Source organism: Paenibacillus sp. J31R120 (genome assembly GCF_056269225.1).
Genome location: NZ_JBWDNN010000010.1, coordinates 47,668 through 61,540, shown reverse-complemented (window position 1 = coordinate 61,540; position 13,873 = coordinate 47,668). Strand labels below are relative to the sequence as shown.

The window sequence follows — 13,873 nt, the reverse complement described above, 5'->3', positions numbered from 1 at the left end:
GCGCCATAAGATGAACCATTCGGCTTCTTCAAGTTGATTCTATACAAGCTTCTATAATAAGAAGCTATTCATCAGTCTGATGAATGCTCCGGGCTTATGATGCGCTCCTTCTCTCCCGAGTTCTCATAAGCTTCCAGAATGGAAGAGAGCAACCCTGGGAATCTCGCCTCCAGATCTACAGTACGCAGCGAGATAAGCCGTTGCGTGCCGACACTGCGTACATAGATGATGCCAGCCTCCCTCAGCGTACGGACATGGTGAGATTGTGTGGACTTGGCCACAGGCAATTCAAATTCACCGCAGGCTCTCTCCGATACATCGCGAAGCTGAGAGACGATCATAAGCCGGAGAGGATCGCTTAAGGCATACAATACAGAGGATAAATGGATATCTGCACGGTCGGGATGCACTAATATTTTCATGTCTATAGCCCCCTGCAAAAATATAATGTAGATGATTGCATTATACCATAACGCGTGCTATGATTCTATTGTTCGATAACAATCGAACTTTAAGAATTAGAGGTGAAACCCCATGACTAAGCAAACTCATCATTCGGCTGAGCAAGGAGCTATGAAAGAAGGCGCTGTACTCGGACTGCTCGGCATTACTATTGTCATCGTCATCATGAACACGATGATGTTTAATCTGGCTTTGCCGGATGTAGCGGAAGCCTTTCAGCTTTCGGCATCCTCAACATCATGGATTGTAACGGGGTACTCCATCGTATTTGCGATCTCGTCCATTACGTACAGCCGACTGGCTGACTTCGTTCCAATTCGTAGACTTTTCATCATCGGCATATTGTCTCTCAGTCTTGCCGCTATCGCAGGCTTGTTCAGCAATAGCTTCCTTATGCTTATCGGCGCGCGCGTTGTTCAAGCTTCGGGTGCAGGCTCGATCCCCGCGCTGTCACTGGTGCTGATCTCGCGTTATGTTCCGCTTGAACGCAGAGGGAAAGCAATGGCGCTGATTATGTCCTCGGTATCTTTAGGACTCGGTCTTGGTCCTGTAGTTGGAGGCGCAGTCGTCGAATACTTAGGTTGGCATGTTCTATTCGTGCTGACCGCTGTCACGATTGTACTTGTCCCTTTATTTGCGGCTTACATCCCGAAGGAAAAGATGAAAAAAGGCTCCTTCGACGCGATTGGCGCCATCTTCATCGGCGTTGGTACAACAGGTCTGCTTCTGTTCCTGACGAACCAATCCTTTATCGCGCTGGCTCTCGGTCTAATATCTATCATCTTGTTTATTGTGCGAATCCGCACCGCAGCCAATCCGTTCGTACTGCCGTCGCTCTTCCGCAACCGTTCATACTTGATCCTCGGCGGAGTCGGCATCGCCGCTTACCTGTGCAGCTTTGCGACGCTGTTTCTTATGCCACAAATTCTCGTGAAGCAATATGGACTAAGCGCTATTGAGGCAGGGCTGATCATCTTCCCGGGCGCTATGCTCGCGATGTTCGTCTCCAGACGAGTTGGCCAATATATTGATACGAACGGCAACGGCACCATCATCCGCTATATCCCGCTGTTCCTGCTGGCTGCGGTCGTGCTGTTCGCCCTGTTCGAAGGGTTGTCTTACTGGGCGATCCTGTTCATCTATATGCTGCTCAGCACAAGCTTTACGATTCTATCCAGCAGCGTCTCGAACGAGATGTCCCGTATTCTGGAGCCGTCCCAGATCGGTTCGGGACTTGGCCTGTTCCAGCTCCTGCAATTTTTCAGCGGCGCCTTCGGCGTGGCCATAGCGGCAAGCGCGCTGGTCTGGCAGAAGAACCTGTCTCTCTCCCACGCCTACAGCAATATTTACTGGGGATTGACCGTTGTTGTGTTGGCCGCTATCGCATGCTCGATTCTTTACTTCAGAAGCGCATTTGGCAAAGCGCAGGTCCAATAAGACAGCATCCTAAATACTTCAAATGAAAAAGCCCGAGAAATTCGCCAGGCAGCGATTTCTTGGGCTTTTTTGATGCTGATTGATTTCAAGTACGGTATGCTGAACATTTACAATGACTCTTGTACTGGCTCATTTTTAACGACTTGCGATGAAGGAGCCGCTATAACAGGATAGAAGGTGAACCACTTGCGAGAAGAAGTGAATGGCACAAACACGGTATCATGCTGCGATGCATGAAGACCGCTGCCTCCTCTGGAGACAGGCAAATTTTCAGTTCTTGCATGCCGGATGATATAATGGGACTAACATCCTAAAGGAGGGCACCATGTTTATTGCAATCGGCATTGTTTTTCTGTTGTTATACGGACTTATTGTGTTCTACATAGGCTGGAGCGGCTGGTCTTGGATGAGGCCTTCGGTATCCCGGCGATTCCGTCTGCTCTATATTGCCGCACTTATCTTCCTGGCTGCTTCCTTTATTCTCGCCAGAGTGTTCGCCGGCTCGGCCATTCTGAACATCATCGGCTCCTATTGGCTGGCTATCTTCAGCTTGCTTGTGCTGATGCTGCCCGTCGTTCATCTGATCGTCTGGCTCTCCAGACTAACCTCCCTTCCTCGCCATCATGTACAGAAGTGGGCCGGCATCGTCACACTCACAGCGTTGCTCCTGCTCATTGGCTATGGCAGCTACAATGCGTATACGCCTACCGTTCGCTCTTACGATATCAGCATCGACAAGCCAGGTCCCGAAAGCGGCGAGCTGAAAATCGCGATGGCTTCGGATATGCACTTCGGCTACTTGTCTGGCAAAAAACACGCCATCCGGCTCGTCGAGGAGATCAATGCGCTGCAGCCGGATATCGTGCTATTCCCGGGGGACATTATCGATGACGATATCGTGCCTTACAAGAAGAAAGGGATCGGCGAGATACTCGCCGGGATCAAGGCGCCTTATGGCGTCTATGCATCGCTGGGGAACCATGACCGGTTCAACGGCGAGATGCAGGAGTTGATCGATCTTCTGGAAGAAAGCGGCATGACGGTGCTGTACGACGAATACGTGGAAATTGAGGACTGGCTTACCTTGATTGGCCGCAAAGACTATAGTGACAAGGAGCGCGCTGAGCTCGCGGAGCTGACCAAGGGCGTCAATTCTTCGAATGCCTTGATGCTGCTGGACCATCAGCCAATTGGCTTCGATATCGCGCAGCGGCAAGGCATCGACCTGGTCGTCTCCGGCCACACCCATCGCGGACAGATCGCGCCTGCGCATCTGGTTACCCAGCGATTATTCGAAAATGATTGGGGCTACCTGCAAAAGGATCAGCTTCATTCCATCGTCTCCTCCGGCTTCGGCTTCTGGGGACCTCCGATTCGGATCGGATCGCAAGCGGAAGTTGTTCTCATTCATGCTACATTCTCGAATAAGGCAGATTAATCGCCTTCATCAACAACGGGATGCCTCTAATCGAGGTATCCCGTTATTTGTTTTTTATCCGGCATGAGAACCTGAATCAGGAAAAGATTGACATGGAGTATGAATGTAAAGTACACTTTACGTAAAGTTCGCTTTACATTTCATGAAACTTCGGTGATTGGAGGGATTCCTTATTAAAAATCGTATCCGGTCATTGCGATCCGATCATGGCATGACGCAGGAGCAGCTTGGTGAAATCATCGGTGTCTCCCGACAATCGGTCATCGCAATCGAAACGATGAAATACAACCCGTCTCTGGAGCTCGCGTTCAAAATCGCCAAAGCGTTCCGTATGCAAATCGAGGATGTATTTCTATTTGAAGAAAAGGGGGAGAAGTAGATGGTTTATCTCGGCATATACGGAGGGCTTCTGTTCGGAATAGCAGGATGGTATTTCGGCAGACGCGCCGCCGCCAAAAACAACGGACTGGATGAGATGCACGCTTATATGGCAAGCAAATCCCGTTCGATCTCCTGGTACTTCACCATCACGGCTATCTATGTTCTGATGTCGCTGGAAGTATTCGGCCTGTCGATCGGCACGATCCCGTCGCTGGCGATTCTGCTGTTCGTTCATCTGGGCAGTTGGGGGCTGACCTTCTTCATCCTTCATGCGCGCATGACGGAGGACCCTGATGAAGGAAGAAACAGCAAACTTCAACTTGTACTGAGTATTGCAATCGGCGTATCCTTTCTGTTGTTGTTCGCGATTATTTCCGCTGTGACAGGCGAGTGGCGCTTCCTGCTTGCCGCTATCCCGCCCGTTCTGATGAATGTGCTCGTTATGATATCCATTCGGAAGAAGCAAGCGGGCAACGGCCAGAAGGTGGGGTAAGAGCTGGCGCTACTGGCCAACGGGAACAGTCCGCGCTTACAAAATGAAAAAGGGGCGTATCCCCCCGCCATCTAAAATGATGACGTTTGGGATAGCCCCTCTATGTGATAAAGAAAACGATAAACATGACTTCTTCATGGTCTGGTCAAGCGGGCATTAATCCAGTTGAATCGGATTCGATTACCCTCTGCGCACTTGCTCGAATTCCGAGATCATCGCTTCTGTCACCGCATCCGGCGTATTCTCTTTCAGCCAGACCTGCCCGAACATCTGAATGACTTTAATGACGGGGAAATCGCCCCAGAATCCGATAAAATCTTCATTCAACACTACTTTGTCTACCACATGCTCGTTCATAGCATTTAGGGTCCGCTCCAGAATGTCGCGCGCGTCAGTGTCGCTGATCCAGTCATTCAGCAGACTGAACTTATGGAACGAGATCTCCTCTTTCCCGAAGTTGCAATAAAGCCGCTCACGAAGCCGAATATCCCGCGAGGAGCTGCCGGCCGATAGCTGGAAGTAGCCCGTTTCAGCCACCCATTTGCCCCACTTCGTGTTGTAATAGGCGAATTCACGTTCCTCCAGTTCGAAGGAAACCTCCTTCGACTCTCCAGGCTCAAGCGCGATCTTCGTGAACGCCTTAAGCTCCTGATCCGGCCTGATCCACTTGCATTCCTCATCATGGACGTATAGCTGCACAACCTCTTGTCCGAATACCGATCCTGTGTTGGTCACGCTGAAGGACACCGTGACGCCGCCCTCATGCTGGACCGCCTTCATCCCGGCATAAGCGAAGGTCGTGTACGACAGTCCGTGGCCGAACGGGAATTGCGGAGCAAGCTCCTTCTTGTCATAGTAGCGGTAGCCGACGAACAGTCCCTCCCGGTAATAGAGCTTGCCGTTCTCGCCGCGAATTCTCATATAAGAAGGGTTGTCGGATAGCTTGACAGGGAACGTCTCCGACAGCTTGCCGGACGGATTCACATGGCCAAGCAGTATCTCTGCGATCGCCCGTCCGCTGCCTTGTCCGGTCAGCCACATATGAATGATGCCTGGTACATGCTGTACCCATGGGCGCATGGCGAGAGCGGTGCCGCTGCTTGTAATGACGACGCAGCGCGGCTGAACGGCGGCAACGGCCTGGATCAGCTTCACCTGATGGGCAGGCAGATCAATCCCGCTCAAATCATGCATCTCCGATTCCGCATACTCCGGCTGGCCGACGAACAGTATCGCCATTTCCGCAGCAGCAGCCAGCTTCGCGCTTTCCTCGATCAGGGCATCGTCGATGATATCCTGCTGAGGGTATCCATCCGCATAGGTGAAGGCAATCTCGTCTCCCGCAAGCTTACGAAGCTCGTCAAGCGGAATATCAACGAACGTCGGTGTAACCTCGGCACTGCCTGCGCCCTGAATGCGAGGCTGTTTTGCGAAACGTCCAATGACAGCGATAGACTTGACCGCTTCGCGGTTGATCGGCAGAATGCTGCTGTCGTTCTTAAGCAGAACAATGCTTTCAGCCGCAGCCCTTCTTGCAAGCGTGTGATAATCGGAGGAGGTTGCTGCACCGCCAGCTGATTCGGTGGCTGCCGTCGTCTTGCGAACCAGTTCCACTATTCTGCGCACAGAAGCGTTCAGCTTATCTTCCGACAGCGCTCCGCTCTGCACGGCAGCAACGATAGCTTTGGCGTTGTAGTCTGCAGGACCTGGCATCTCCAGATCAAGGCCAGCTTTGAGACCTCGAATCCGGTCGTTAACAGCCGTCCAATCGGACAGCACGACACCGTCATATCCCCATTCCTCGCGCAGGATATCATTCAGCAGATGCTCATTTTCGCTGGCATACGTGCCATTCAGCAAGTTATATGAGCACATGATGGTCCATGGATTAGCTTTTCGCACAATCCGTTCGAAGGCGCTGAGATAGATTTCGCGAAGCGTTCTCTCATCTACCTCCGAACTGGTCACCATCTTCTCGTGCTCCTGATTGTTGCAGGCAAAATGCTTCACCGAAGCGCCAACGCCCTGGCTTTGCAGTCCGTTCACAAATGCTGCGCCCAGCTCGCCAGACAGACAAGGGTCCTCCGAATAATATTCGAAATTACGGCCTCCCAGCGGTGTACGCTTCATGTTAATGCCCGGGCCAAGCAACAGCTCCACGCCCATCTCTCTGCCTTCGGCGCCAAGAGCAACGCCGATCTCCCTAAGCAGCTCCGTATTCCATGAGGAGCCGATTGCCGAGCCGGTAGGATAGCAGGTTGCCGGCAAGTTCTGACTGGTAATGCCCATTTCCTCATCGCTGCTGGTCTTCCGAATGCCGTTGGTTCCGTCGTACATATGAATAGCCGGGATACCGAGCCGGTCGATGCCTTTGGTCATCCACATATTGAGTCCGGCACACAAGGCGGCCTTCTCCTCCAGCGTCATTTCTTTTATCAGGTCTTCGGCAGTATGTTTCATTATTCTCCCACTCCTTTATCATAGCTTGCGGCTTACTCTTGATCGTTCGCAGCTTCTTTCGTGCTGGCTGCTTTACGCTTGAGCTTCCGCATCCTCTTTCTTGCGCTCTTGCAGATCATATACTTTGTAGAACGGGTACCATACGACGAACATAATCAACAGGACAAAGGCGAGCAGCACCAATCCATTGATGCCGGATACAATATAGGTCGAAATGCCGATTGGCGTATACCAGAGTTGGAACAGCTGGCTCGGTATATCCGCGAGTCCCCAGTCCAGAGCCAAATAGACGATAACCGGGATGATGATGCCGTTAATCCACATTGGCACCATTAGAATCGGATTGAACGCAATTGGCGCGCCATAGATGACCGGCTCGTTAATGTTGAAGAGTGAAGGCACGACCGTCGCTTTGCCGATGGAGCTCAGCTTCTTCGACTTGGCGAACAGGAACAGAATAGCCAGCGGCAGCGTTGCACCTAATCCCCCCACGCCTACCCAGCCGGAGAAAAACGTCTCGAACGTATTGATATTAATAGGGTCCATCCCTTTAGCCACAAGCGCCGCATTCTCCTCAATCGCCGGGAACCAGATCGCATAGAAAATCGGAACCATCACCCAAGGACTGACACCGAAGGAATAGAGCACTACACCGATAAAGTTGAACAAAACGAACCCGGCCAGCGTCTGGCTGATCGCATTCAACGGTTCAAACACACTAATAATCAGTGCAAAGATATCGAAGTGAAGCTGGTAAATCAGCACCCATCCTCCTGCCAGAATGATAGCGATCGGTACAAGGAAATCGAACCAGTCCACAATAAATTCGGGCAGCTTGGTATCCTTGCTGAACAAGGAGAACCGGTTGAATACATTCATGACGACCGCCACGACAATACCGACGAGCAGCGCCGCAACCATGCCTGTCGGACCAAAGCGCTCCAGCACGAACTGCACGGAGCCGTCCTCGCCGAACGTTGGACTCAGCAGCATCAGGAACAGGGACAAGCCCGTAAAGCCCGAGATGAGCTTGATCTTGTGTCGCTCCTTCTTCTGCATAACCATATAAGGCGTCAGGAAAGAAATAAACAGCCCCAGCAATCCGAAACTGAACGTCGTAATCGGCGTCAAATCAGGCATTGCGGGTATAAAATCCTTCAATATCGAAACCAGCGTAATTAACGAACCGATAAAGATCATCGGCAGCGTCACCATAATTGCTTCTTGTATCGAGTCCACCCACACATTTTTGGTGATGGCCTCCATTCGCGGAGCAAATTTTTCCGTCATCCATTTCATCAGACGATCCATCCGCAAATCCCCCTATACAATTTGATTGCCTCATATGATTGCTTATTTAGTATAAAATTGTTTGATAGCGCTTTCTTGTCGTTATTTGCCCTGGATAGGTCGTTATTTTGCCGTATTATCGCTTGTTAGCTATAGATTGCCTAGAGGAAATTGTACCTATACAGCAAAAAACACCCCTGCCTCAGGGGTGCTCGTTGTCTATGATGATTTTCTTCCAAGAGCATATCGTCCATGCTTGCTTGGTTATTCGTAAATCGGTTCAAGGAGATACATCGCTACGCCATGCGGCGAGAGCATGCAGTTCAGCTCATATCGTCCATGTGCCTCAATCGTTGTCGCCGCAAGGGCCGGTCCGCTTCTTCCTTCCAAATACTCCAATTCTTCATGCGTAGGGTGCAGAGGCGCGCCGAGCTTTACCCACTCGTCGAATACAGAGCCGCAATCCCGATCCAGACGATAGCTTGTCAGCTTGTAGATTCCCGTCAGCCCTTCCAGCAGTACTGTGATGGCTCTATGCCCTTTCTCCTCAAAGACAGAATAACGGCTCAGTTCCGTCAAGCCTGACCAATCTCCGCTTGCGAACAGCTTGTCGACATGCGTGTAATGATAGAACAAAAGCTGCAGTCCGCCTCTCTGCCTCCGAGTCACGATATATCCGTCACCCTTGGCTATGAGTCGTTCTCCCAGCTTGCCCAGCAGCTTCAGCGCAAAATACCCCGGCTTCTTCAGGCCGTCCCGATTCACTAGACCGAAACCTCCGTAGAATGGTGATGGCGGGACAACACTCTCCTCGAACACATCCGTGAACGACCAGAAGGCTATCGCATCCATCGTCCCGATTGTCGCTGCGGCATGGTGGATGACAAATGGCGCCATAAACATCGTATCGTGAATCAGATTCCGGTCGTATAACGAGAAGTTCCACTCTGTCATATACAGCTCCAGAGACGGCGATTTCTCTATGCCAAGCTTAGACCTCAGCCTGAGTACGCTGTCAAGGTAATAGGAAGGAGGCATGATTCTCGTAAGCTTGTCAGCCTCATCCTTCCGCTGCGGGTACTCCGAATAGACATGGAAGGAGAAGAAGTCAAGCGGAACGCTTCTATCCCGGCAATAAGCCATGAAGTCCTCTGTCCATTCGTCATTCCATAATGAACCGTAGCCAAGCGCAGGCCCGCCAACCTTCAAGCTGGAATCAACGGCCTTGATGGCTCGTGCGGTTGCTTCATAGAAGAAGAAATATTCTTCCTTGCTCCCTGCCCAGCAGACCCCGGACAGGTCGGGCTCATTCCATACCTCGAAGTACCATTGCCTCACTTCCTCGATACCGTACCGATTGAGACAGTGAATGAGAAAGGCACGAACCAAGCTGTTCCACTTGTTCTGATCCGCAGGCGGGGAGATGTTGCCTCTCCACCAGAAAATCGTCTCCCCTGATCGACGCAGCAGGCTCGGCATGAAGCCGAGCTCAACGAACGGACGAATGCCTGCCTCCAGCAAGAAGTCGTAAAGCTTATCTACATAAGCCCAGTTATAGATCGGCTCGCCTTCCTCGTTCTCCTGATAAACCATCATTTCATCGTTGAAAATACCATGAAAGCGGATGTGGCTGAACCGCATCTCCCTCTGCATCTCCAAAAACTGCTCACGCCAATCGTAGCGCAGTCCCTCCGCCGCTCTTCCCGCTGTCGTCACTTTGTTCCAATGCGGCGCATAAGGCGTACCCTCCGTAGCGGCATCAATCGAGAGGAGCACCTCCTCTTCCGCAGCGACCGGCGAGAGACGATGGCCTGCTTCCCGATCCTTCGACTCATCTTGCTCCAGATAACGGAACAGCGATTTCATCGCCTGAATGGTATCGGTCTCATAATAATCGCCGCTTGAGGATTCCTCATAGGTTAACGGCTTGCGATTCCCTTGTGCCGACCCGGCATTCAACGCCGATTCCCGATAGACGCTGGGCGTGCAGCCGAACTTTTCTTTGAAATATTTGTTGAACAGCTTGACGTTCGCAAATCCGCAATCCAGCGCGATCTGTGTCATGCTGTTGCCGGTTTCCGTCAAGGCGGCAGCCGCCTTCTCCAAACGGACGGAGGTCAGATACTTCTGGAACGGCACTCCGATCTTATCGCTGAAGAAATGAGAGAAATAATGCAAGCTCAGATGTTCCTGATCAGCCATCGTCTGCAGCGTAATTTTTTGGCTGTAATGGCTGTCTACATATTGAAGGACACGACTCAGCCTTATATAATCGTAATCCTTGGCATCTTTGTTGCCGACTTGTCCCGCATCCTTGGCGAAGTATCGCTGCAAGCATCCCGCCAGCAGTTGCAGGCTTCCCAGCGCAAAGCTTCGATAACCTGGAGCTTTCTTGCTGGATTCCCACGCCATCCGCGCCAGCTCGCTGCGGATCCGGTCGAACGCCCCACGATGGTTTCCTTCTCCTTGAGCCGAGATGCAGTTCAGGCTGACTCCATCGCCAAGCAGCTCAGGATTGAATTGCAATGTAAGCAGCACATTGTCCTGTATCGTTCGCTCAATCTGATGGACGGCCATGCTGTTAATCGCAATGATCCCGTCCTGCTCCAGCTGATATTGCTTTTGATCCACATGGACGATAACGGTTCCTTGCAGCACATAAATCAATTCGAGCTCTTTGTGCCAGTGAAACGGGATATGCTCAACGCTGTTGACGAAGAGGCGAATCGGCAAGTCATCCTGATGTTCAATCATTTCGTAGTAATAACGCATGGCCCGTACTCCCTTCCATCCTTCTATTATGGATGGATTGAAGGGCGGCTACAACAGCGTTGCAAATAAATCCGTAACATTTCTGACCGCTTCAACGGCAAGATCCTGGAGCTGATCGATCTTCTGGTGCTGCTGGACCATCAGTTGGATGACTTCGATATTGCGCAACGGCAAGGCATTGACCTGGTCGTCTCCGACCACACCCATCGCGGCCAGATCCCCCGATTCGTATCGGATCACAAGCGGAAGTTGTTCTCATTCAAGCTACTTTCTCGAACAAGGCGAATTAACGCCTGCCATTTTAACATGCTGCCTCTATGCGGGGCATCCCGTTTTTTATTTCTACAGACTAGTCGTGTGAGGAAAACATTGACAGCCACAGTAATGTAAAGCACTTTACGTAAAGTTAGCTTTACATTATTGCAGACTGCCACGTTTGGAGGGGTTCCGTATTAAAAATAAAATCCGGTCATTGTGATCCGATCATGGCATGACGCAAGAGCAGCTAGGGGAAATCATCGGTGTCACCCGACAATCGGTCATCGCAATTGAAACGATGAAATGCAATCCGTCGCTGGAGCTGGCTTTCAAAATCACAAAAGCGTTTCACATGCAAATCGAGGATGTATTCGTATTTGAAGAGAAGGAGGAGAAGTAGATGGTATACCTGGGCATAAATGGAGGACTTCTGTTCGGGATTGCTGGCTGGTACTTCGACAGGCGCGCCGCAGCCAAAAAAACGGTCTGGATGAAGTGCACAACTATATAGCAGCCAAGTCCCGCTCGACCTCGTGGTACTTCACGGTTTCGGCGATCTATGTTCTAATGTCTCTGTAGGTATTCGGCCTGTCCATTGGCACGATACCATCGCTGGGCAGTTGGGGGCTGACTTTCTTCACCCTTCAAGCCCGTATGACTAACGATCCCGACGACACGAGCAAAGGCAAGATTCAGCTCTTACAGAACATTGCAATCGGCGTATCAATGCTGATCGTGTTCGCCACCATTTCCGTTCTCACAGGCGAGTGGCGCTTCCTGCTTGCCGCTATCCCGCCCGTCCTGCTGAACGTGCTCATTACGATGTCTGTTAGGAAGAAGCAAGCGGACAGCGGGAAGAAAGCGGGATAATTAACCGCAGCAATTCATACTGATCCGAGCCTCGTGACACAGCTAAGCTATTTGAAATGGAAGTCCGCATCAGAAGCTCCGGCCGCCACTATTGGCACCTGTCAGCAAAGGAGCCTTCGAATCCACTTTGTTAGTGGAACGAAGGCTCCTTTTTCATCCGTCAGCCATATCGCTTCCCTGCGAGTTTACAACTCTGCAGCCGCCGCACGCCCAGCAGCTCTGCCTGAGAACAGGCAGCCGCCAAGGAATGTTCCTTCCAGGGCACGATAGCCGTGCACACCTCCGCCGCCAAAACCGGAAGCTTCTCCCGCCGCATAAAGCCCTTGAATCGGCTCACCTGTGGCATTCAGCACGCGGCCTGACAGGTCGGTCTGGAGCCCGCCCAGCGTTTTGCGGCTAACAATGCTTAGCCTCACGGCAATCAGCGGTCCGTTCTTCGGGTCCAGCAGCTTATGCGGCTTCGCCGTGCGGATCAGATTGTCGCCAATATAGTTGCGGGCACCGCGAATCGCCGTCACCTGTAAGTCCTTCGTAAACGCATGATCCATCTCCCGATCACGCGCGATAAGCTGTCGTTCGATGGCAGATGCATCGAGCATTCGGCTACCCGCCAACTTGTTCATGCCGTCGACCAGTTCCTTGATCTCGCGGGCGATGACGAAGTCCTCCCCCTTATCCATGAAAGCCTGAACCGGCCCCGGCGCGCCCGGCAGCACTCGTGACAGCACCTTGCGAACACTCTTGCCGGTCAAATCCGGGTTTTGCTCCGAGCCGGACAATGCAAATTCCTTCTCGATAATCTTTTGCGTCAGAATGAACCAGGAATAATCGTAGCCGCTGTTCTGAATCGCTTCCAGTGTCCCAAGTGTATCGAAGCCTGGGAAGTTCGGCGCGGGGAACCGATTGCCTGTCGCATCAAGCCAGATCGACGAAGGACCCGGAAGGATGCGAATGCCATGATCACTCCATATGGGGTTCCAGTTCTTCAGCCCCTCCGTATAATGCCACATCCGGTCGCGGTTCACGATGCGTCCGCCCGCTTCCTCCGTGATCCCGAGCATTCGCCCGTCCACATGGGCCGGTACGCCGGACAACATGCGCGCAGGAGGCTGGCCCAGTCTGCTCGGCCAGTTGCGCCGAACCAGCTCATGGTTGCCGCCAATGCCTCCGCTTGTGACGAGCACCGCTCCCGATTCATACTCAAACGTATCCGCAATCTCTCTTGAGCTTGCTTCGCCGCGCGCGGCATTGCTAGGCATCAAAATGGAACCGCTTGCACCAACAATCGCGCCATTCCGTTGAATCAGCTGATCGACACGATGGCGCGGACGGTAATCGATCCGTCCTTGTGCGATGTGCTCCCGCACACGACGCTCGAATGGCGCTACAATGCCGGGGCCTGTGCCCCATACGATGTGAAAGCGCGGCACCGAGTTGCCGTGTCCTTCCGCCAAATAGCCGCCTCGCTCCGCCCAGCCGACCACCGGGAAGAAGCGGACGCCCATCCCATGCAGCCAAGCCCTCTTTTCACCCGACGCGAAGTCGACATAGGCCTCGGCCCATTGCCTGCCCCAGTAATCCTCGTCGTTCTCGCGGTCGAATCCGGCCGAGCCAAGCCAATCCTGCCAAGCCAACTCCCTGGAATCCCGAATGCCCAGCCTACGCTGCTCAGGAGAACCGACCAGGAACAGTCCTCCGAACGACCACCAGGCTTGGCCGCCAAGCGAAGCTTCCGGCTCCTGATCCAGCAGCGTAACCTTTTTGCCAGCATCGGCAAGCTCCGCCGCCGCTACAAGTCCCGCAAGCCCCGCGCCAATTACGATCGCGTCCGATCGATGCACAGTAATCCCCCCAAACGAGCGATTTTTTCCACGTATATTTATCATTATATGCGATGGAGGAAATGACAATAGCTTATCGCTGCTATCCGGTAGCCAGACAATACTATTTTCCAATTCAAAAATCAAGCAGAATACAAAGCACCAGTACCTCCATAATGTTTCTTCTGTCTT

Annotated in this window: 12 protein-coding genes; 6 read left to right on the top strand and 6 right to left on the bottom strand. The window is 52.2% G+C overall.

Annotation, left to right across the window (positions count from 1 at the left end):
• Positions 1-71: 71 nt before the first annotated feature.
• Positions 72-422: an ArsR/SmtB family transcription factor gene (locus AC0YNW_RS25520; protein ID WP_475834308.1), complete on the bottom strand. Its 351-nt coding sequence runs from the start codon at positions 420-422 to the stop codon at positions 72-74.
• A 112-nt stretch (positions 423-534) separates the two neighbouring features.
• Here AC0YNW_RS25520 and AC0YNW_RS25515 point away from each other — a divergent pair, with 112 nt between their 5' ends.
• From AC0YNW_RS25515 to AC0YNW_RS25500, 4 genes are all read left to right on the top strand, one after another.
• On the top strand, positions 535-1,899 hold the full coding sequence (locus tag AC0YNW_RS25515) for an MFS transporter (RefSeq protein ID WP_475834307.1): 1,365 nt from the start codon (positions 535-537) through the stop codon (positions 1,897-1,899).
• Positions 1,900-2,224: 325 nt separating this feature from the next.
• A complete protein-coding gene (locus AC0YNW_RS25510) occupies positions 2,225-3,337 on the top strand; it encodes a metallophosphoesterase (protein WP_475834306.1) in 1,113 nt (370 codons plus the stop codon).
• Positions 3,338-3,509: 172 nt separating this feature from the next.
• A complete protein-coding gene (locus AC0YNW_RS25505; RefSeq protein ID WP_387479886.1) occupies positions 3,510-3,716 on the top strand; it encodes a helix-turn-helix transcriptional regulator in 207 nt (68 codons plus the stop codon).
• Positions 3,717-4,211, top strand: a complete 495-nt coding sequence (locus AC0YNW_RS25500; RefSeq protein ID WP_475834305.1) for a hypothetical protein — start codon at positions 3,717-3,719, stop codon at positions 4,209-4,211.
• Between the two features lie 180 nt (positions 4,212-4,391).
• Here the strand turns inward: AC0YNW_RS25500 and AC0YNW_RS25495 are convergent, their stop codons facing one another.
• From AC0YNW_RS25495 to AC0YNW_RS25480, 4 genes are all read right to left on the bottom strand, one after another.
• Positions 4,392-6,671, bottom strand: coding sequence for a beta-glucosidase (locus AC0YNW_RS25495; protein ID WP_475834304.1), 2,280 nt, complete (start codon positions 6,669-6,671; stop codon positions 4,392-4,394).
• A gap of 72 nt (positions 6,672-6,743) precedes the next feature.
• Entirely contained in the window at positions 6,744-7,982 is a 1,239-nt protein-coding gene (locus AC0YNW_RS25490) for a PTS sugar transporter subunit IIC (protein WP_387479835.1), read from the bottom strand.
• Positions 7,983-8,225: 243 nt separating this feature from the next.
• Positions 8,226-10,733: a GH39 family glycosyl hydrolase gene (locus AC0YNW_RS25485; protein ID WP_475834303.1), complete on the bottom strand. Its 2,508-nt coding sequence runs from the start codon at positions 10,731-10,733 to the stop codon at positions 8,226-8,228.
• Positions 10,734-10,781: 48 nt separating this feature from the next.
• Positions 10,782-10,940, bottom strand: a complete 159-nt coding sequence (locus tag AC0YNW_RS25480; protein WP_475834302.1) for a hypothetical protein — start codon at positions 10,938-10,940, stop codon at positions 10,782-10,784.
• Between the two features lie 283 nt (positions 10,941-11,223).
• On the opposite strand from AC0YNW_RS25480, the gene AC0YNW_RS25475 reads away from it, so the two are divergent.
• A complete protein-coding gene (locus tag AC0YNW_RS25475) occupies positions 11,224-11,391 on the top strand; it encodes a helix-turn-helix transcriptional regulator (protein ID WP_475834301.1) in 168 nt (55 codons plus the stop codon).
• 254 nt (positions 11,392-11,645) lie between these two features.
• Entirely contained in the window at positions 11,646-11,861 is a 216-nt protein-coding gene (locus tag AC0YNW_RS25470; protein ID WP_475834300.1) for a hypothetical protein, read from the top strand.
• Positions 11,862-12,046: 185 nt separating this feature from the next.
• On the opposite strand, the gene AC0YNW_RS25465 is transcribed toward AC0YNW_RS25470, so the two are convergent.
• Complete coding sequence (locus tag AC0YNW_RS25465; protein ID WP_475834299.1) at positions 12,047-13,747, bottom strand: FAD-binding dehydrogenase; 1,701 nt, start codon at positions 13,745-13,747, stop codon at positions 12,047-12,049.
• Between the last annotated feature and the right edge of the window lie 126 nt (positions 13,748-13,873).